Below are 18770 nucleotides of genomic sequence, written 5' to 3'. Positions count from 1 at the left end.
GGGCGCTTCGGGAGAAAGCAGGAGGGAGAAAGCAGGGGGAGAAAGCGAAGGATGAGGGCGGCCGTGCACCGCGGAACCGCGGCAGGCCGCTCTGTTTGGTGCCAAACGGTAAGGACGCCGGTCGCCTCGCCGCAAGGGGGCTGAAGCGAAAATTTATCCATGTGGATAGCTATTGACCAGGGGTCTGCGGCTTCCTATGTTGTTTGAAGCCAAACGAGTTGGGGTGCGGTGTTCACCGCGCCCTTTGGCCGGGGCCCGGCCGGTCGCTGGACCGGGCCCCCTTCTTCCCTCTCCCCGACGCCCCTGCTCAGCCCCAGGAGGACCGGCCATGAAGGTCGTCGTCGACATGAACAAGTGCCAGGACCACGGCCAGTGCGTCTTCGCCGCCCCCGATGTCTTCAGCTTCGACGACGCCGGCCGACTGGCCTACGTCGCCGACCCCGACGACGCGCTGCGCGACGAGGTCGAGGAGGCCGCCGACGTCTGCCCGCTCCAGGCCATCCGGATCGAGGACTGAGCCGTGCGCGCACCCATCGTCGTGGCCGGCGCCTCCATGGCCGGCCTGCGCACCGCCGAGCAACTGCGCGCCGCGGGCTGGGACGGACTAATCATCCTGATCGGCGACGAGCCGCACATGCCCTACAACCGGCCCCCGCTCTCCAAGGAGGTGCTGGCGGGCAAGGCGACCTTCGACTCCCTCGCCTTCCGGCCGCGCGCCGCCGTCGCCGACGTCACCTGGCGGCTCGGCACCAAGGCCGTCCGCGCCGACCTCGACCGGCGCGTCGTCGAACTCGACGACGGCGAGACCCTGGCCTACGGCGGACTGGTGATCGCCACCGGAATGCGCCCCCGGCGCCTGCGCTGCCCCGGCCCCACCACCGGCCGGCACACCGTCCGCACCCTGGACGACGCCCGCGGCCTGCGCGACGCGCTGACCAGGCCGGGTGTACGTGTGGTCGTGGTCGGGGCGGGCTTCATCGGCTGCGAAGTCGCCGCCACCGCCGTGGCGCTCGGCGCCGCCGAGGTCACCGTGGTCGACCCGCTGCCGCTACCGATGATCGGCCCCCTCGGCGAACCCCTCGCCCGGGCGCTGCGCGACCGCCACGAGCAGCGGGGCGTCCGCTTCGCCCTCGGCACCGGCGTGACCGCCTTCGAGGGCGAGGACCACGTCACCGGAGTGGTCCTGGCGGACGGCTCGGTACTCGCCGCGGACGTGGTCGTCGAGTCCGTCGGCTCCGTCGCCAACACCGAATGGCTCGACGGCAACGGCCTCGACCTGACCGACGGCGTCCTCACCGACGAGCACCTGCGAGTCGGCGGCCGCCCCGACGTCGTCGCTGTCGGCGACATCGCCCGCTTCCCCAACGCCCGCTACGACGGCGTACCCCGCCGCGTCGAGCACTGGTCCATCCCCACGGACACCGCCAAGCACGCCGCCCGCGTCCTCGCCGCCCACCCCAACGGCACCGAGCCCGGCCTCGCGCCCTTCGCGCCGCTGCCCACCTTCTGGAGCGACCAGCACGACTTCCGGCTCCAGTCCTTCGGCGCCCCCACCCTCGGCAAGGACGACATCCGCGTCCTCGAAGGCGACCTCGACGGGGACGTCCTGGTCGGCTACCACACCGACGGCCGCCTGGTCGGCGTCGTCGCCCTCGGCGGCACCGCCGCAGCGGCGGCGGCCGCCCGCCACCGCGCCGAACTGCTGAAGCAGCCCGCCCTCACCGCCTAAGGACCTCCCTGACCATGACCACCGTTCGTGGATTCTTCTCCCCCAAGACGGCGAGCGGCGCCTCGTCACTGATCCCCTCCCCGCCCTGGCGCTACTCCGGCGACCTGCTCACCGTCGAGTACCGCACCGACCCCGCCCGCGTACGCGAACTGCTCCCCGAGCCGCTCCAGCTCGCCGACGAGGACCCCGGTGCCGTTGCGCTGATCTGGGCCGACTGGCAGTCCTGCTCGGCCTCCGGCGACGAACTGCTCGACCCGGTGCGCGCCCAGTACAAGGAGGCCTTCGCCGTCGTCCGCTGCAAGTACAAGGGCCGGACGTACACGCGCTGCGTCTACATCTGGGTCGACAAGGACTTCGCGATCGCCCGGGGACTGCACCAGGGCTACCCGAAGAAGCTCGGCTCCATTCACCAGACCCGCCCCCACCCGTACGGGCCCGCCCCGCGCATCGAGGCCGGCGCCCGCTTCGGAGCCACCCTTGCCGCCGCCGACCGGCGCCTGGCCCAGGCCGTCGTCACCCTGCGCGAGCCGTCCGAGACCAACGGCTTCGTCAACGCCCACCCCATGGCCCACCACCGCTGGCTGCCGTCCATCGAGAAGGGCAAGGGCCTCGCCCTCGACGAGCTGATCGAGTCCGGCGCCGCCTCCTTCGAGGGCGGACAGCCCTGGGTCGGCGACGCCGAGCTGGAGCTGTTCGAGGCGCCCACCGAGGAGCTGGCCCGCCTGGAGGTCCGCGAGCCGATCGCCGCGTACTACCGGCAGGTCGGCGTGGTCTGGGACGGCGGCCGGCTGCTGGAGTCCGGCACGTCCGGCGCCGAGTGAACCCGCCCCCCACCCCGCGAGGAGCCCCCGCCACATGAGCACCCACTCCATCACCGTCGCCGGTGTCGCCGTCGACACCCGGCACTTCATCGGCGGCGCACGCGTCGCCTCCACCGAGACCTTCACCGACGTCTCACCCATCGACGGCAGCACCCTCGGCGAGATCTCCCGGGGCACCGCCACGGAGGCCGCAGCGGCCGTCGCCGCCGCCAAGGCCGCTTTCCCCGGCTGGGCCGCCACTCCCCGCGCCGAGCGCGCCCGCATCCTGCACGCCATCGCCGACGGCGTCGACAAGCGCCTCGAAGAGCTGGCGATCGTCGAGACCACCGACAACGGCGCCCTGCTGCGCTCCCACCGCCGCGGCGTCATGCCCCGCGTCGCCCACAACTTCCGCTTCTTCGCCGACTGGCTGCTCACTCTCGACCACGAGGACTTCGACACCCGGGGCCACACCAACCACGTCAGCTGGGACCCGGCGGGACCCTGCGTCCTGATCACCCCGTGGAACGCCCCGCTGATGCTGGCCACCTGGAAGATCGCCCCCGCCCTGGCCGCGGGCAACACGGTGATCCTCAAGCCCGCCGAGTGGACCCCGCTCACCGCGTCCCTCCTCGCGGACATCGCCACCGAGGCCGGGCTGCCCGCCGGTGTCCTCAACGTCGTCCAGGGCTACGGCTCCGAGATCGGCGACGCCCTCACCTCGCACCCCGACGTGCGGCGCATCAGCTTCACCGGGTCCGTGCCCACGGCCCAGCACATCGCCGCCTCGGCCGCCGCCAACCTCACCCCGCTCAGCCTCGAACTCGGCGGCAAGTCCCCGCTGTTGGTCTTCGCCGACGCCAACCTCGATCTCGCCGTCGACCTCGCGGTCGAGCAGTACGACAACGCCGGGCAGGTCTGCCTCGCGGCCACCCGCATCCTGGTCGAGGAGTCGATCGCGGAGGAGTTCACGCGCCGCTTCGTCGACAAGGCCCAGCAGCTCAGGCAGGGCGACCCGCGTGACGAGGCCACCGACATCGGGCCCAACATCCACCCCCGCCAGCTGGAGAAGATCGACGGTTTCGTACAGCGGGCCCTCGCGGCCGGCGCCCGCGCCGTCATCGGCGGCCACCGCAACGAGGGCCAGTACTACGCACCGACCCTGCTCACCGACGTGGCGCAGGACAGCGAGATCGTCCAGGAGGAGGTCTTCGGGCCCGTCCTGACCCTCCAGACCTTCGCCACCGAAGAGGAAGCCGTCCAGCTCGCCAACGGCACCCGCTTCGGCCTGGCCGCCACCGTCGCCACCGGTGACCCCGCGCGCGCCGCACGCGTCACCGCACAGCTCGTCGCGGGCACCGTCTGGGTCAACTGCTTCTTCGTCCGCGACCTCCGGGCCCCCTTCGGCGGCTCCCGCCAGTCCGGGGTCGGCCGCGAGGGCGGCACCTGGAGCTTCGACTTCTACTGCGACCTCAAGAACACCGTCACCGCGCCGAAGGGATGGAAGGACCATGGGTGAGATCGTCGGAGCGGGCCTGCTCGCTCACGTCCCCACCATCGTGCTGCCCGAGGAGACCCGGCTGGAGCTGAACGGGGGCAAGGAGATCACCCTCGTCACCGGCCTTCAGCAGCTCAGGAAGGACGTCTTCGAGCGCGACGACTACGACACCGTGGTCGTCCTCGACTCCCACTGGGCCACCACCGTCGAGTTCGTCGTCACGGCACAGGACCGCAGGGCCGGACTGTTCACCTCCGAGGAACTGCCGCGCGGCATGAGCCGTATGCCGTACGACTTCCCCGGCGACCCCGAACTCGCCCGCAACATCGCCTCGTTCGCCGACAGGCACGGCACCTGGATCACCGCGATCGACGACGCCTACCTGCCGATCTTCTACGCCACGATCAACCTGTGGAAGTTCCTGGGTGAAGGCCTGCCCGACAAGCGGTGGGTGACCATCGGCGTCTGCCAGACCGGCGACATCGAGGACCATCTGCGCCTCGGCCGGGCCCTGGCCGACGGCATCGCCGCCACCCCCGGCCGCCGCGTGCTGCTCATCGCCTCCGGCGCCCTCTCGCACACCTTCTGGCCGCTGCGCGAACTGCGCGACCACGAGGCCAGCGACCCCGCGCACATCTTCACCGCCGAGGCGCGCGAGGCCGACTACGAGCGCATCGCCTGGTTCAAGGAGGGCCGTCACGACAAGGTCCTCGACACCATGGACGAGTTCTCCAGGTACAAGCCCGAGGCGAAGTTCTTCCACTACCTGATGATGGCCGGCGCGCTCGGCGAGCAGGCCTGCGTCGCCAGGGCCCGCCAGTACGGCGAGTACGAGAACTCCATCGGCACCGGCCAGGTCCACCTCTGGTTCGACCGCCCCGCCGACGGCTGGACCGGCGCCGGACTCCCCGCACCGACCGCCCCGCGCACGCCGCACAGCCGCGCCTGAGAGTCCCCGAAAGGCTTCATCATGCCCGAGTACCGCCGCATCCTCCTCGACGGCGCCGCCGTCGAGACCGTCCGTGACGGTGACGAACTCGTCGCCGGGGACGGCCGCCGCGTCAAGATCGACGACGCGCAGCACCTGCCCCCGGTCGTGCCCTCCAAGATCATCGCCGTCCACCTGAACCACCGCAGCCGGGTCGACGAGTTCCAGATCGGCCTGCCCGACACCCCCACCTACTTCCACAAGCCCACCTCCTCCCTCAACTCCCACCAGGGCGCGATCGTGCGCCCCGAGGGCTGCAAGTGGCTCAACTACGAGGGCGAGATCGCCATCGTCATCGGCCGGACCGCGCGCAACATCGCCCCGGCCGACGCGGGGGAGTACATCGCGGGCTACACCATCGCCAACGACTACGGCCTGCACGACTTCCGCGACACCGACGCCGGGTCGATGCTCCGCGTCAAGGGCTCCGACACGCTGTGCCCCCTCGGTCCGGGCCTGGTGACCGACTGGGACTTCCACGGCAAGCGGCTGCGCACCTACGTCAACGGCGAAGTGGTCCAGGACGGCTCCACCAACGAGATGACCTGGGACATGCACTACCTCGTCGCCGACATCGCCCGCACGATCACCCTGTACCCCGGTGACGTGCTGCTGTCCGGCACGCCCGCCAACTCCCGGCCCGTCCAGCCGGGCGATGTCGTCGAGGTCGAGGTCGAGGGCCTCGGCCGGCTCACCAACCGCATCGTCACCGGCCCCGCCGCGATCCGTACGGACGTCGGCGCGCAGCCCACCGAGTCCGAGGAAGTGGTCTCCACCGCGCTCGGCGGCGACTGGGAGTTCCGTGGCGTCAGGCCTCCGCGGCGCTGATCGGAGCGCCGCCGGTAGGGTCGTCGGCATGACCGACTCCGTCGAACCCGCCGGTGAGCGCCGTGGTCGCAAGCGCGTGACCAACTACGGGACAGGGCGCACCGCCCTGCTGGACGCCGCCGTGCGCGTGGTGGCCCAGGGCGGTCTGCGCAAGCTCACCTACCGTGCGGTGGCCGAGGAGGCCGGTGTCACGCACGGGCTGGTCGTCCACCACTTCGGCTCGCGGGACGCGCTGATCGAGGAGGCCGTCACCCACGCCATCCGCACCTCGCTCAAGGACAGCACCCTGGGCATCGGCACCGGCAGGCCCGCCGACTTCGCCACGGGCCTGACGCGGATGGTGCGGTCCGGGCCCGAACTGCAGGCGTTCCAGTACGAGTTGCTGCTGGAGGCGCGGCGCAGGCCGGAGCTGCTGACCCATCTGCGGAGCCTGTACGAGGAGTACTTCGAGGCCACCAGGAGCGAGCTGGCCCGCATGCTGCCGGGTCCGGTGGACCGCGGTCTGTCCCGGCTCGTCTTCGCCGCCCTGGAGGGTCTGGTGCTGCACCAGCTCGTCTTCGGCGAGGAGGACGTCACCGAAGAGGCGCTCGCGGAGCTGCGGACGCTGCTGGAGGGGCTGGCCGGGGGCTCGGCGGACGGCTGACCGCGCCTTCCCGCCTCCCCGCCGACGAGCCCCGGTCAACCGGCCGGGGCTCTGTCATGCGTCTCTGCCGGTCCGGCCGGCTCCGTCACCGAGCGCTTCTGCCCGGCCCCTACGGCTCCTCTACCGACCCGTACGAACGCGTCGTGTTACAGCGACGTAAGGATCCGCCGCGCGGCTCGGATTCGCCCGTTCCCACCCCTTGTCAAACGGATAGTTCGGCCACCAGGATGAGGCAACTCGTTTGGCCTGAAACGATCCTTCCCTTCTCTGGCAGGTGATCCGAGTGGACAGTCAGACGGCCACCGCGAAGCGGACCGTACGGGACGCCCCCACTGCAGCAACGCTCAAGCCCAATGCCCTGGGTGTTCTGGGCATCCTCTTCTTCGTACTGTCCGGTCAGGCCCCGCTCACGGGCATCGCCGGTGCCGCCCCGATCTCGGTCGCCATCGGCAACGGATCCGGCACACCGGCCGCCTATGTGGTGGCCGGAGCCGTGATCCTGCTCTTCTCCGTGGGCTTCGTCGCCATGGGACGCCACGTCGTCGACGCCGGCGCCTTCTACACGTACATCGGCACCGGCCTCGGCCGCTCGGCCGGCGCGGGCAGCGCGAGCGTCGCCCTGTTCTCGTACTGCGTCATCCAGGCGGCGATGTACGGCCTGTACGGCTCCATCGTCAGCGCCCTGGTCGCCGACCACACCGGGGTCGACCTGGCCTGGTGGGTCTACGCCCTGGTCACGATGGTCGTCGTGCAGGCACTCGGTGCCGCGGGCATCGAGATGGGCGCCAAGGTCCTGGCCGTCTTCGTGCTCGCCGAGTTCTCCATCCTGCTGGTCTTCGGCCTCGTCACCCTCTTCAAGGGCGGCGGCCCGGCCGGACTCGGCGTGGCCGACAGCTTCTCCCCGTCCGCGGCGCTCCAGGGCGCACCCGGCGTGGCCATCATGTTCGCCGTGGCGTCCATGTTCGGATTCGAGGCCACCGCCATCTACGGCGAGGAGGCCAAGGAACCGAAGAAGACCGTGCCGCGGGCCACCTACCTCTCTGTGATCGTGGTCACCGCCTTCTTCGCCCTGACCTCCTGGATGCTCATCTCCGCCTACGGCGCCGCCCAGGCACCCGCGGCGGCGGGCGAGGCGCTGACCGCCGGTGACTCCGCGGGCTTCGTCTTCGCCCCCATCGCCGACCAGTTCGGCGCCTGGGTCAACGACGTTCTGCCGGTTCTGCTCGCCACCTCCCTCTTCGCAGGTGTACTGACCTTCCACAACTCCGCCAACCGCTACCTGTTCTCCCTCAGCCGTGACGGCCAGCTCCCGTCCGGCCTGTGCCGCCTCAACACCCGGCACGCGCCCTGGATCGCGGGCTGTACCCAGACCGTGATAGCCGCCGCCCTGGTCGTACCGTTCGCCCTGGCCGACGAGGACCCGGTGCTCACCCTGTTCTCCTGGTTCAGCGGTCTCGCCGTCCTGGCGATGATGCTGCTGTACCTGCTGACCTCGGTGTCGGTCGTGGCGTTCTTCCGCCGCGAGCGCGTGGACAGCCGGACCTGGAACACGCTCATCGCACCCGTGCTCGGCGCGCTGGGCCTGGCGGGCGCGATCTGGCTGATCCTCGCCAACTTCACCACCCTGATCGGCGGTTCGACCAGCACGGCCGTCGCGCTCGTGCTCGCCGTACCGGTCGTCATGGCACTCGGCGTGCTCAACGAGCGGGTCCGTCGCCGCCGTACAGCATCCGGGACGGACTGATCACCTCCTCCACAGGCGCGCCCGGTCGAGCCCCGGCGCGCCTGTGGGGGATTCCCGTCCCCCCTCCCGCTATCGCTTTCCGACGTGGTCTGGAGGACCGCATGACCACCGCCACCCACGACGAGTGGCTGCGCCGCGCCAAGGCGTTCGCACCGCCCCGCACCCATCTGATCGACGGCGCCGACGAGGCCGGGAGCGGCAGCACGTTCGCGGTCGTCTCGCCCCGCGACGGCCAGGTCCTGGCCGATGTCGCCGACGCGGGACAGGCCGAGGTGGACGCGGCTGTCGCCGCCGCCCGGCGCGCCTTCGACCACGGCCCCTGGCCACGCCTGGCCCCCGCCGAACGCGGCCGCGTCCTGATCCGTATCGCCGACCTCCTGGAGGAACACCGGGCCGAACTCGCCCTCACCGTCACCCTGGAGATGGGCAAACCCGTCACGGACGCCCATGACATCGAGCTGCGCGCCGTGATCAACACCTTCCGCTGGTACGGCCAGCTCGCCGACAAGCTCACCGACGAATCCCCGCACACCGCACCGGACGCGCTGGCCCTGGTCACCAGGGAACCCGTCGGCGTCGTCGGCGCGGTCGTGCCCTGGAACTTCCCGCTGACGCTGGCCGGTTGGAAGGTCGCCCCGGCGCTGGCCGCCGGCTGCACGGTCGTCCTCAAGCCCTCGGAGAACTCACCTCTCTCCGCACTGCTGCTCGGCCGACTCGCCCTGGAGGCCGGACTGCCGCCCGGCGTGCTCAACGTCGTCGCGGGCGACGGCCCGGTCGCCGGCCGCGCCCTCGGACTCCACCCCGACGTGGACGTCCTGGCCTTCACCGGATCCACCGCCGTCGGCCGCCACTTCCTGCGCTACGCCGCCGACTCCAACCTCAAGCGCGTCTGGCTCGAACTGGGCGGCAAGTCACCCAACATCGTCCTGCCCGACGCCCCCGACCTGGAGAAGGCCGCCGCCACCGCCGCCTGGGGCATCTTCTTCAACCAGGGCGAGATGTGCACCGCGCCCTCCCGCCTGCTCGTGCACTCCTCGATCGCCGATCAGGTCACCGAGGCCGTCGTGGCGCGCGCCCGCGCCCTGCGCGTCGGTGACCCGCTCGACCCCGCCACCGAGATGGGCGCCCTGGTCGGCGGCGCCCACCTGGACCGCGTGCTCGACCACATCCGCGCCGGGGTCGACGACGGCGCCCGCCTGCGTGCGGGCGGCACCCGCACCCTCGCCGAGACCGGCGGCACCTACCTCGAACCGACCGTCTTCGACCAGGTCACCCCCGCCGCCCGGCTGGCCCGCGAGGAGATCTTCGGCCCCGTCCTGTCCGTCCTCACCTTCGACGACCTCGACGAGGCCGTCGCCCTGGCCAACGCCACCGAGTACGGCCTAGCCGCCGGAGTGTGGACCTCCGACCTGTCTACAGCCCACCGGGTCTCCCGCGCCCTCAAGGCGGGCACGGTCTGGGTCAACTGCTACGAGGAGGGCGACCTGACGGTCCCCTTCGGCGGTATGAAGCAGTCCGGCAACGGCCGCGACAAGTCCGCGCACGCCCTGGAGAAGTACACCGAACTGAAGACCACCTGGATCCAGTTGTGACCCACCGCCCCCTGATCGCGATCCCGGCCCGCTTCTCCGCCACCACCTCCGCCCTGCGCTACGCCGCCGAGGTCAACGCCCGCGCCCTGATCGAAGCCGTGTGGCGGGCCGGCGGCGAGCCCGCCACCCTCCACCCGCACGCCCCCGGCGGCACCGCCGACCCCGCCGAGGTCGCCGCCCGCCTCGCCCGCTTCGACGGCCTGCTGCTCCCCGGCGGCGGCGACCTCGCCCCCCACCGCTACGGAGCGGCCGACGCACACGAGGCCGTCTACGACGTGGACGACGAACAGGACGCCTTCGACCTGGAGCTGGCCCGGCAGGCCCTCGCGGCCGACCTGCCGACACTGGCGGTCTGCCGAGGCATGCAAGTGGTGAACACGGTCCTGGGAGGCACCCTGCACCAGGACATGGGCGGCCCCGGCCGGGAGCACCGCCACGTCCGCCACCCCGTCTCCCTCGCCCCCGGCTCCGCCCTCACCCGGATCACCGGAGCCGACAAGACCGAGGCCTCCTGCTACCACCACCAGCACGTGGACCGGCTCGGCGAGGGACTGACCGTCACCGCCCGAGCGGCCGACGGCACCATCGAAGGTCTCGAACTCACCCACGGCCGGGGCTGGTTCCTCGCCGTGCAGTGGCACCCCGAGGACACCGCCCACGAAGACCCCGCCCAACAGCGCGTCTTCGACGCATTGGTACGGGCCGCACACCCCACACACTGAGACGAGGCCGATGCGATGGCGCTGTTCCGCCGCCGTACCGCCACCAACCCGCGTCTCGCGCCGGAACTCGACGACGCGGCGCTCGGCCGCGTCCTGCGCGCACTGACCAACGCGCCCGGCACGGGACCCCAGGACATCCTGGTGGCTCAGATCGAACAACTGCTGCGCGACGCGGCGGACGACTGGGACCGGCGCGGCCACCGCGTCACCGTACTGGCCGGGGCCACGCCCTCCCTCGCCCGCCGCTGGCGCCTGAAACACCCGCGCAGCGCCGACGCCCTCGTCCTGCACGCCTGGGCCGACGTCCTCACCGCACGCCTGACCGGCCGCCTCGACGACCCGCCCGCCACCCTGGACACCTGCCGGCGCGCCGCCGACGCGGCACCCGCCGACCCCACACCCTGGGTCGCCCTGCTCGCGGCCCTGTGCGTCGAGGGCCGCACGAGCGCCGAACTGACGCCGATCTGGAAGGAGATCGCGGCACGCGACCCCTGGAACCGCGAGGCCTACCTGACGATCCTCGTCCACCTGTCACCGGACGGTCAGGGCAGCCTCGCCGCGCAACGGGAGTTCCTCGACGACGTGATCACGGTCATGCCGCCACAGGCACCACCCGCGTGCCTCCCGCTCGCGGCAGCGGTGGATCAGTACCACCGCGAAATGGCAGGCAGCGGCGTCAGCGCACTGGTGGCCGCCCGCTTCTGGGAGCAGCCGCAGAACGCGAACCTCCTGGACCGCATCACGGTGGTGTGGCCCCAGCCGGACTACCTGCGCCACGCGGCCCGCGTGGCCGACCTCAACCTGCTTGCGTACGCCCTGGCGAAGGCGGGCCGCACGGCGGAGGCCCGCCGGGCGTTCGAGGCGACCGGGAACCTGGTGTCTCCCTGGCCCTGGCAGTACGAGGGCGATCCCGTGGAGCGCTACAGCCACACGAGAACCAGGATCGGATGACGGTGCTCAGCTCTGTGCGCGCCGCCCACTGCGGCGGGGCGCCGGAGCCTGACCGTCGAGCAGCGACCTCCGCCGCTCCTCACCCTCCTCCTCGACCTGGAGCACCACGCGCCGCAGCGCGTCGGCGAGGCCGAGGCACTCCTCGTCGGTCAGCCGGGAGGTGACGAAGGCCTCCTCCTCGTTGAACGCGGGGAAGACCCGGCGCATGAACTCCTCGCCCTCGTCGGTCAGGCTCAGCAGGACGAGCCGTCCGTCGGTGGGGTGGGCGGAACGCCGCAGCAGCCCGCGTGACTCCAGGGTGCGCGACACGCCGGTGAGCGTGCCCTTGGAGATCCCCGCCTCCTCGGCGACGTGCCGGGTCTCCGACTCGCCCCAGACCCACACCACCCACAGCACCACGAAGGCGGTCCAGGTCAGGTCCGAGCCGCGCAGCACGGAGTTCTCCAGGTGGTGCCGCACGGTGGAGGCGGCCCGGTAGATGTTGGCCACGGCCGCCATCTGCGCCCGCCGAACGGGAATGCCGCCCAGCTTGGCCTCCGCGAGCTTCTCCGCTTCGGTGATGGATCGCTGGCCGGGCAAGCGTGCTCCCTGGGTCTCCTCGGCGGAACCGGACGGCAGCCGGAGCCGCCCGGTCGTTCGGAACCAAATTGTACGGGTGGGGCTCCACGGGTCAGGGCACCGAGAGGCCCCCTTTCCTGTCCGGGTGCGGTGGTGGCGCGGTGTCCGGGCATGCCAGACTGCCGCGGTGATCGACGACCTTCCCGACGGCCTCACGGCCCGCCACCCCACCGTCGAGGACCATCCGCGGGTCCTCGCCGTTCTCGAAACATGGTGGGGCGGCCTCAAGGGTGAGGCAGGGGCGCTGGAACGGGCGTTGCTGCTGCCCAGGCTGTACTTCCAGCACTTCACCACGACCAGCTACGTCGTGGAGCACCCCGGCGGCCAACTCGCCGCGTTCCTGGTCGGGTTCCTGTCCCAGTCCGAGCCGGACACCGCCTACATCCATTTCGTGGGGGTCGACCCGGCTCTGCACGGGCGGGGTATCGGCCAGGCTCTCTACCGTGCCTTCTTCGAACTGGCGCGAGCCAACGGCCGTCGAGTCGTGCACTGCGTAACCAGCCCGGAGAACACGGCGTCACAAGCCTTCCACGCCCGACTCGGCTTCACCGCCTCGACGCCCGTCGAGGACTACGACGGCCCGGGGCTGACTCGTGTGGCGTTCACTCGCGTTCTGTAAACGGCCTGAGGAGCCGCACCTACTCCCGTTGACGGTGAGGTACGGGCGGTCAGGACAGCCTGATGAAGTATCCGCGACTCGTTCTGTTCTGCAGCTCGGCCCGCACCTGGGCAAGGAGGCTCATCGCGTCGTCCATCAGCTGGGCACGGGCATCGGCTCGCTCGCGCCAGGTGCGCCACGGCGACCCGGTGCGCATGCGATCGCTCGTGGAGCGCGTGTTCTTGCGCGGCGGACAGTCTCTCTTGCGCGTCGAGTGTGTCGCGTGTGTTCTCCCGCTGCGCGCGCAGGGACAGCAGTGTCGTCACCAGACTCGCGGCGACCGCCAACCCCGCGACTCCTGTAGACGCCAGACTCACGACGACCTGGGAATCCACGAGCGTCCGCCTCCCCCTGATCCGCTGATCCGCATGGACGACCGCTCCTGCCGCCGCATCATCCCTGAATCCGCCGGACCTTGACCAGCTCCCGCGGAACGGCGCAGTTGTCCCCCCGGGGAGGGCAAGGGTCTGATGGCGCGCCTGGTGAAGCACCCGAGCCCTTCCGCAAGGCGCCCCGCTCGCTCTAAGCCGCCCGACGGCCTCCGGTTCGCCGGCTCGGCTCGCCCGCCGGTGCTGTCGCTACCGCATTCCTCCAGGTGAACGGCCTGCGCTCGCTGATCGCGGCGGCTTGCCCGCGTATTCCGGCCGTGTTCTGGCGGGCGCTCCGCCGGGAACTGATCCCTCCTTGTCAGAGAATTACGAAAACTGCGCGAGATCTTGCGTTCACTTGTCGGTGGTGGTTGAGTGTGCCGCACCCCACAGCGCATCCGCCGTCCGGTGGTGGGGTGACCTTCCACGTTCATGCCCGAAGGGGACCACCCATGAGAAGTGCCAGGTTCCGCCGTACTCGCCGCGCCAGCGCGGTCGCCCTCGTCTCCGCGCTCACGCTGACCGCGCTCGCCGCCTGCGGCGCGAGCAGCAGCGACAACGACGGTGGCGCTTCCGACGGCGGCGGCCAGTCGGATCCGTCCGCCCCGCTGGACCCCAAGACGAAGGTGACGATCACGATCGACTGCATGCCGCCGACGGCGAAGGCGGCCGAGCTGAAGGAGTGGAAGGAGGACGTCAAGGAGTTCAACAAGACCTACCCGAACGTCACCATCGAGGGCCGCTCCACCCCGGGCCAGTGCCTGGAGCCGCCGCGCTTCACCGCGATGCTGAAGGCCAAGTCCCAACCCGACGTCTTCTACACGTACTTCACCGACCTGCCCCAGGTGCTCGACCACGACGGCGCCGAGGACATCACCGCCTACGTCAACGACAGGACCGTCCCGGCGCTGAAGGACATCGACCCGAACGTGCTCGGCACGCTCAAGCAGGACGGCAAGCTCTACGGTCTGCCCACCAGCAACTACACGATGGGCCTGCTGATCAACCGCAAGCTGTTCAAGCAGGCCGGCCTCGACCCGGACGCCCCGCCGCGCACCTGGGCGGAAGTCCGTACCGCCGCGAAGAAGATCGCCGGTCTGGGCAACGGCATCGCGGGCTTCGGGGAGTACAGCGCGGCCAACACGGGCGGCTGGCACTTCACCGCGCAGATGTACAGCATCGGCGGCGAGATCGTCGACGCGAGCGGCAAGAAGGCCGCGTTCAACAACGAGTTGGGCAAGCAGGTCGTGAAGAACCTCCACGCCATGCGCTGGGAGGACGACAGCATGGGCAAGACCCAGCTGCTGAAGTGGGGCGACCTGCAGAAGCAGATCGCCACCGACAAGCTCGGCATGTTCCTTGCCGCACCCGACGACATCGCCTACATGGCGCAGCAACTGGGCGCCAAGTACGAGAACTTCGGCATGGGACCGATACCCGGCGAGAAGGCCACGCTGGCCGGCGGCAACAGCTACATGATCAAGAAGGGGATCTCGTCCGACAAGATCAAGGCCGCGGTCGCCTGGCTGAACTTCAAGAACCTGACCGTGGGCAAGGGCCAGTTCGACTGGGAGCGCACCAAGACCGACGGACTCCCGGTCGGCGTCCCGCAGCCCAACTTCTGGCTCAACGAGTCCAAGACGAAGGACGACGCGGCCCGCGCCGAGCACGCCACGATGCCGGTGGAGAACTTCAAGACCTTCATGGACAACCCCGTCCCGGGCAAGGCGGAGCCGCCCAAGGCGCAGGAGCTCTACAAGGTCCTCGACAACGTGATGTCCGGCGTCCTCACCAACAAGGACGCCGACATCGACAAGCTTCTCAGCACCGCGGAGTCGCAGGTCAACCAGATCCTGGCCAACCAGTGACCGACCGGGCGGAGCGGCGTGCGCGGCCGCTCCGCCCCGCGGCCCGGCCGCGGCACCACACACGGCAGATCAGTACCGAGGAGCATCGATGTCGGCCCCCAGCCTGACCCAGAGCAAGGCGGGACCTCCCCGCCCCTCCCAGCCGCGCGAGTCACCCCGCGCGACCCCAGGCGGATCCTTCGCCAAGAGCCTGCGCCGCAACCTGACAGCTCATGGCTTCCTGATCGGCGCGGTCCTCTGCTTCGCCTTCTTCTCCTGGTATCCCATGGTCAGGGAGTTCTTCCTGGCCTTCCAGAAGACCGAGGCGGGGGAGACCACCTGGGTCGGCCTGGACAATCTGCAAACGGTCTTCAACGACCCCGCCTTCTGGCAGGCCTGGCGCAACACCCTGCTGTTCACCGTCCTGGCCCTGCTGCTCGGATTCGCGGTGCCGTTCGTCGTCGCGATCGTCATCAACGAGTTCCACCACGGCCAGGGCTACCTCCGGCTGCTGGTCTACCTGCCGGTGATGCTGCCGCCGGTCGCCTCCGTACTGCTGTTCAAGTACCTCTACGACCCCGGCTACGGACTGCTCAACGAAGTGCTCTCAGTCTTCGGCGTGCCGGAACAGCAGTGGCTCCAGGACGCGGACCTGTCGATGCTCTCCGTCGTCATCGCCGCCACCTGGATGAACATGGGCGGCGCCGCGCTCATCTACCTGGCGGCCCTCCAGAGCATCCCCGGCGAACTGTACGAGGCGGCCGAACTCGACGGCGCCGGCCTGCTGCGCAAGATCTGGCACGTCACCATCCCGCAGACCCGGCTGATCCTGTCACTGATGCTGCTCATGCAGATCATCGCGACGATGCAGGTCTTCGTCGAACCCTTCCTGCTGACCGGCGGCGCCGGACCGGAGGGCTCCACCACGACCGTGGTCTACCTGATCTACCAGTACGCCTTCAACTTCAACAACTACGGTGCCGCCGCGGCACTCGGCCTGCTCCTGCTCGTACTCCTCGCCGGATTCTCGGCGGCGTACGTCAGGCTCAGCCGCGCCGAGGACGAGTAGGCCAGGGGAGTACGACATGTCCACGCGCACGCTCATCTCGCCGGCCCAACTCGCCCGGCCGCGCGGCAAAGCCCTGTACTGGACCGTCTTCACCGTGGTCGTCGGCGGCTTCACGCTGGTGTTCCTCGGGCCGCTGTACTGGCTGATCTCCAGCGGCTTCAAGGACACCCAGGAAGTGATCCGAACCCCGCCGACCCTGGTGCCCGAGTCCTTCGAACCCGACAACTACCAGCAGGCCTGGGACGTCATGGACCTCGCCGGACTCCTGGGCAACACCCTCTACTACGCGTTCGGCGCACTCGCCTTCCAGCTCGTCCTGGACGTGGCGGCCGCCTACTCCCTGTCCAAGCTGCGCCCGGTCTTCGGCAAGGCGATCCTGGGCATGATGCTGGCCACGCTGATGATCCCCGCCACGGTGCTCGTGGTGCCGCAGTACCTGACCGTCCTGGACGTGCCGATCTTCGAGCGGAACCTGCTCAACACCCCGTGGGCGATCTGGCTGCCCTCGGTGACCAACGCCTTCAACATCTTCCTGCTCAAGCGGTTCTTCGACTCGATCCCCAAGGAACTCCTGGACGCCGCCGCGATGGACGGAGCCAGCCCGATGCGCACCCTGTGGTCGATCGTGCTGCCCATCTCCCGGCCCATCCTCGGCGTGGTGTCGATCTTCGCGGTGGTCGGGGTCTGGAAGGACTTCCTGTGGCCCATGCTCACCCTGCCGGACCCGGCCAAGCAGACCCTCAACGTCGGCATCTACTCACTGTCCAGCGGCGTACCGGTGAACGTGCTGATCGCCGCGCTCACCATCGCCTCCGTGCCCACCCTGCTGATCTTCCTGGTCTTCCAGCGGAACATCATGAGCGGCCTCACCGCGGGCGGCCTCAAGGGCTGACCGCTCCCCGCCGATTACGCACTCCCGAAGCCTTCGCCGCCGGCCCGTCCGACGCCCCGCAATCCGGGCCGGCGGCGAAGATCCCACCTGCCCGAAAGGACCGCCCCGTGGCAGCCCCCACCCCGCACCGCACCGACGACTGGTGGCGCGACGCCGTCATCTACCAGGTGTACCCGCGCAGTTTCGCCGACGGCGACGGCGACGGCACCGGGGATCTCGCGGGCGTGCGCGCCCGCCTGCCGTACCTTGCCCAACTCGGTGTCGACGCCGTCTGGTTCACCCCCTGGTACCTCTCGCCCCTGGTCGACGGCGGCTACGACGTGGCCGACTACCGCACCATCGACCCCGCCTTCGGCACCCTGGCGGAAGCCGAGAAACTGATCTCCGAGGCGCGCGGACTCGGCATCCGGACCATCGTCGACATCGTCCCCAACCATGTCTCCGACCGGCACCCCTGGTTCCGGGCCGCGCTCGCCGCGGGCCCGGGCAGCCCGGAGCGGGAGCTGTTCCACTTCCGCCCCGGCCGTGGGAAGGACGGCGAACTGCCGCCCAACGACTGGCCGTCGCAGTTCGCCGGCTCCACCTGGACCCGCGTCCCCGACGGGGAGTGGTACCTGCACCTGTTCACCCCGGAGCAGCCCGACCTCAACTGGGCCCACCCCGCGGTGCGCCAGGAGCACGAGGACGTCCTGCGCTTCTGGTTCGAGCGAGGCGTCGCGGGCGTACGCATCGACTCCGCCGCACTCCTCACCAAGGACCCCGCGCTCCCGGACTACGTGGAGGGCGTCGACCCCTGCCCGTACATCGACCAGGACGACATCCACGACATCTACCGCTCGTGGCGGGCGGTCGCCGACGAGTACGGGGGCGTCTTCGTCGGCGAGGTGTGGCTGCCGGACGCCGAACGCTTCGCCCGCTACCTGCGCCCCGACGAACTGCACACGGCCTTCAACTTCAACTTCCTGGCCTGCCCCTGGGACGCGCCGCGCCTGCGCCGCTGCATCGACGACACCCTCTCCGAGCACGCCCCCGTCGGGGCCCCGGCCACCTGGGTCCTGTGCAACCACGACGTGACCCGCACCGTCACCCGCTACGGCCGCGAGGACACCGCCTTCGACTTCGCCCTGAAGCGCTTCGGCACACCCACCGATCTGGACCTCGGCACGCGCCGCGCCCGCGCCGCCGCCCTGCTCACCCTCGCCCTGCCCGGCTCCGTCTACCTCTACCAGGGCGAGGAACTGGGGCTTCCCGAGGCGGACATCCCGCTGGACCGCATCCAGGACCCCATGCACTTCCGCTCCGGCGGGACGGACCCCGGCCGCGACGGATGCCGCGTCCCCCTGCCCTGGCAGTCCGACGCCCCGCACTACGGATTCGGCACGGGCGCCGAGCCCTGGCTGCCCCAGCCCGCCGACTGGGCACGCTACGCCGTCGACCGCCAGAACGACGACCCGGACTCCATGCTCACCCTCTACCGCCAGGCCCTCCACCTGCGCCGCACCGAGGCCGGCTTCGGCGACGGCCCGATGACCTGGCTGGACGCGGCCGACGGCGTCCTGGCCTTCCGCCGTACGGACGGACTGGTCTGCGTCGTCAACCTCTCCGACGAGCCCACCGCCCTGCCACCGCACGAGCGCCTCCTCCTCGCCAGCGGGCCGCTGCACGCCGACGGCACCCTGCCGAAGGACACCGCCGTGTGGCTGCGGGCCTGACCCTTCGACCGACGCCTGCCCCTTCGAACCGACGCCTGCCCCGCCCGAGCCAAGAGCGCGGGCGGGCACGGCCACATCTGTACGGCCTCCCTTCCTTCCCAGACAGAAGCG

The 18770-nt window shown here is 70.6% G+C and carries 17 protein-coding genes; 16 read left to right on the top strand and 1 reads right to left on the bottom strand.

Annotation, left to right across the window (positions count from 1 at the left end):
* The first annotated feature begins 328 nt into the window (after nucleotides 1-328).
* From ACZ7L7_RS29920 to ACZ7L7_RS29870, 11 genes are all read left to right on the top strand, one after another.
* Entirely contained in the window at nucleotides 329-517 is a 189-nt protein-coding gene (locus ACZ7L7_RS29920) for a ferredoxin (protein WP_093718791.1), read from the top strand.
* A gap of 3 nt (nucleotides 518-520) precedes the next feature.
* Nucleotides 521-1729 carry an NAD(P)/FAD-dependent oxidoreductase gene (locus ACZ7L7_RS29915; RefSeq protein WP_453598571.1) on the top strand — a complete coding sequence of 403 codons (1209 nt, stop codon included), beginning with the start codon at nucleotides 521-523 and terminating at the stop codon, nucleotides 1727-1729.
* 14 nt (nucleotides 1730-1743) lie between these two features.
* Nucleotides 1744-2550 carry an acetoacetate decarboxylase family protein gene (locus tag ACZ7L7_RS29910; RefSeq protein WP_285514551.1) on the top strand — a complete coding sequence of 269 codons (807 nt, stop codon included), beginning with the start codon at nucleotides 1744-1746 and terminating at the stop codon, nucleotides 2548-2550.
* A gap of 34 nt (nucleotides 2551-2584) precedes the next feature.
* Entirely contained in the window at nucleotides 2585-4048 is a 1464-nt protein-coding gene (locus ACZ7L7_RS29905; protein WP_472077657.1) for an aldehyde dehydrogenase, read from the top strand.
* Nucleotides 4041-4976 carry a 3,4-dihydroxyphenylacetate 2,3-dioxygenase gene (locus ACZ7L7_RS29900; protein ID WP_285514553.1) on the top strand — a complete coding sequence of 312 codons (936 nt, stop codon included), beginning with the start codon at nucleotides 4041-4043 and terminating at the stop codon, nucleotides 4974-4976. The genes ACZ7L7_RS29905 and ACZ7L7_RS29900 overlap by 8 nt, the downstream gene beginning before the upstream one ends.
* Nucleotides 4977-4997: 21 nt before the next feature.
* Nucleotides 4998-5843: a fumarylacetoacetate hydrolase family protein gene (locus tag ACZ7L7_RS29895; RefSeq protein ID WP_472077656.1), complete on the top strand. Its 846-nt coding sequence runs from the start codon at nucleotides 4998-5000 to the stop codon at nucleotides 5841-5843.
* 28 nt (nucleotides 5844-5871) lie between these two features.
* Nucleotides 5872-6486, top strand: a complete 615-nt coding sequence (locus ACZ7L7_RS29890) for a TetR/AcrR family transcriptional regulator (protein WP_285514555.1) — start codon at nucleotides 5872-5874, stop codon at nucleotides 6484-6486.
* Between the two features lie 283 nt (nucleotides 6487-6769).
* Entirely contained in the window at nucleotides 6770-8230 is a 1461-nt protein-coding gene (locus tag ACZ7L7_RS29885) for an APC family permease (protein WP_285514556.1), read from the top strand.
* A gap of 101 nt (nucleotides 8231-8331) precedes the next feature.
* A complete protein-coding gene (locus tag ACZ7L7_RS29880; protein ID WP_472077655.1) occupies nucleotides 8332-9822 on the top strand; it encodes an aldehyde dehydrogenase in 1491 nt (496 codons plus the stop codon).
* Nucleotides 9819-10544: a gamma-glutamyl-gamma-aminobutyrate hydrolase family protein gene (locus tag ACZ7L7_RS29875; protein ID WP_471592884.1), complete on the top strand. Its 726-nt coding sequence runs from the start codon at nucleotides 9819-9821 to the stop codon at nucleotides 10542-10544. Before ACZ7L7_RS29880 ends, ACZ7L7_RS29875 begins: the two co-directional genes overlap by 4 nt.
* A 15-nt stretch (nucleotides 10545-10559) precedes the next feature.
* Nucleotides 10560-11495, top strand: a complete 936-nt coding sequence (locus ACZ7L7_RS29870; protein ID WP_285514559.1) for a hypothetical protein — start codon at nucleotides 10560-10562, stop codon at nucleotides 11493-11495.
* Nucleotides 11496-11501: 6 nt separating this feature from the next.
* Here ACZ7L7_RS29870 and ACZ7L7_RS29865 read toward each other — a convergent pair whose 3' ends face one another.
* Nucleotides 11502-12074, bottom strand: a complete 573-nt coding sequence (locus tag ACZ7L7_RS29865) for a MarR family winged helix-turn-helix transcriptional regulator (RefSeq protein ID WP_285514560.1) — start codon at nucleotides 12072-12074, stop codon at nucleotides 11502-11504.
* Between the two features lie 166 nt (nucleotides 12075-12240).
* Here ACZ7L7_RS29865 and ACZ7L7_RS29860 point away from each other — a divergent pair, with 166 nt between their 5' ends.
* The 5 genes from ACZ7L7_RS29860 to ACZ7L7_RS29840 all read left to right on the top strand — a co-directional run bounded on the left by ACZ7L7_RS29860 (nucleotide 12241) and on the right by ACZ7L7_RS29840 (nucleotide 18659).
* Nucleotides 12241-12732: a GNAT family N-acetyltransferase gene (locus ACZ7L7_RS29860; protein WP_453598553.1), complete on the top strand. Its 492-nt coding sequence runs from the start codon at nucleotides 12241-12243 to the stop codon at nucleotides 12730-12732.
* 859 nt (nucleotides 12733-13591) lie between these two features.
* A complete protein-coding gene (locus ACZ7L7_RS29855; RefSeq protein WP_472077654.1) occupies nucleotides 13592-15007 on the top strand; it encodes an ABC transporter substrate-binding protein in 1416 nt (471 codons plus the stop codon).
* Nucleotides 15008-15095: 88 nt separating this feature from the next.
* A complete protein-coding gene (locus ACZ7L7_RS29850; RefSeq protein WP_472077653.1) occupies nucleotides 15096-16055 on the top strand; it encodes a carbohydrate ABC transporter permease in 960 nt (319 codons plus the stop codon).
* A gap of 16 nt (nucleotides 16056-16071) precedes the next feature.
* Nucleotides 16072-16947 carry a carbohydrate ABC transporter permease gene (locus tag ACZ7L7_RS29845; protein WP_285514564.1) on the top strand — a complete coding sequence of 292 codons (876 nt, stop codon included), beginning with the start codon at nucleotides 16072-16074 and terminating at the stop codon, nucleotides 16945-16947.
* Nucleotides 16948-17054: 107 nt separating this feature from the next.
* Nucleotides 17055-18659 (top strand): glycoside hydrolase family 13 protein, encoded by a 1605-nt coding sequence (locus tag ACZ7L7_RS29840; RefSeq protein ID WP_472077652.1) that lies wholly within the window; start codon nucleotides 17055-17057, stop codon nucleotides 18657-18659.
* Nucleotides 18660-18770: the final 111 nt, after the last annotated feature.

The sequence above is a fragment of the Streptomyces sp. NPDC110618 genome, from assembly GCF_055657065.1.
This window is presented reverse-complemented; position numbering and strand designations above follow the sequence as displayed.

Bases quoted from the DNA above. Each gene is read 5' to 3' on its own strand.
- ACZ7L7_RS29910 (WP_285514551.1), top strand. From the start codon at position 1,744: ATGACCACCGTTCGTGGATTCTTCTCCCCCAAGACGGCGAGCGGCGCC.
- ACZ7L7_RS29845 (WP_285514564.1), top strand. From the start codon at position 16,072: ATGTCCACGCGCACGCTCATCTCGCCGGCCCAACTCGCCCGGCCGCGC.
- ACZ7L7_RS29890 (WP_285514555.1), top strand. From the start codon at position 5,872: ATGACCGACTCCGTCGAACCCGCCGGTGAGCGCCGTGGTCGCAAGCGC.
- ACZ7L7_RS29880 (WP_472077655.1), top strand. From the start codon at position 8,332: ATGACCACCGCCACCCACGACGAGTGGCTGCGCCGCGCCAAGGCGTTC.
- ACZ7L7_RS29855 (WP_472077654.1), top strand. From the start codon at position 13,592: ATGAGAAGTGCCAGGTTCCGCCGTACTCGCCGCGCCAGCGCGGTCGCC.
- ACZ7L7_RS29895 (WP_472077656.1), top strand. From the start codon at position 4,998: ATGCCCGAGTACCGCCGCATCCTCCTCGACGGCGCCGCCGTCGAGACC.
- ACZ7L7_RS29920 (WP_093718791.1), top strand. From the start codon at position 329: ATGAAGGTCGTCGTCGACATGAACAAGTGCCAGGACCACGGCCAGTGC.
- ACZ7L7_RS29850 (WP_472077653.1), top strand. From the start codon at position 15,096: ATGTCGGCCCCCAGCCTGACCCAGAGCAAGGCGGGACCTCCCCGCCCC.
- ACZ7L7_RS29870 (WP_285514559.1), top strand. From the start codon at position 10,560: ATGGCGCTGTTCCGCCGCCGTACCGCCACCAACCCGCGTCTCGCGCCG.
- ACZ7L7_RS29905 (WP_472077657.1), top strand. From the start codon at position 2,585: ATGAGCACCCACTCCATCACCGTCGCCGGTGTCGCCGTCGACACCCGG.
- ACZ7L7_RS29900 (WP_285514553.1), top strand. From the start codon at position 4,041: ATGGGTGAGATCGTCGGAGCGGGCCTGCTCGCTCACGTCCCCACCATC.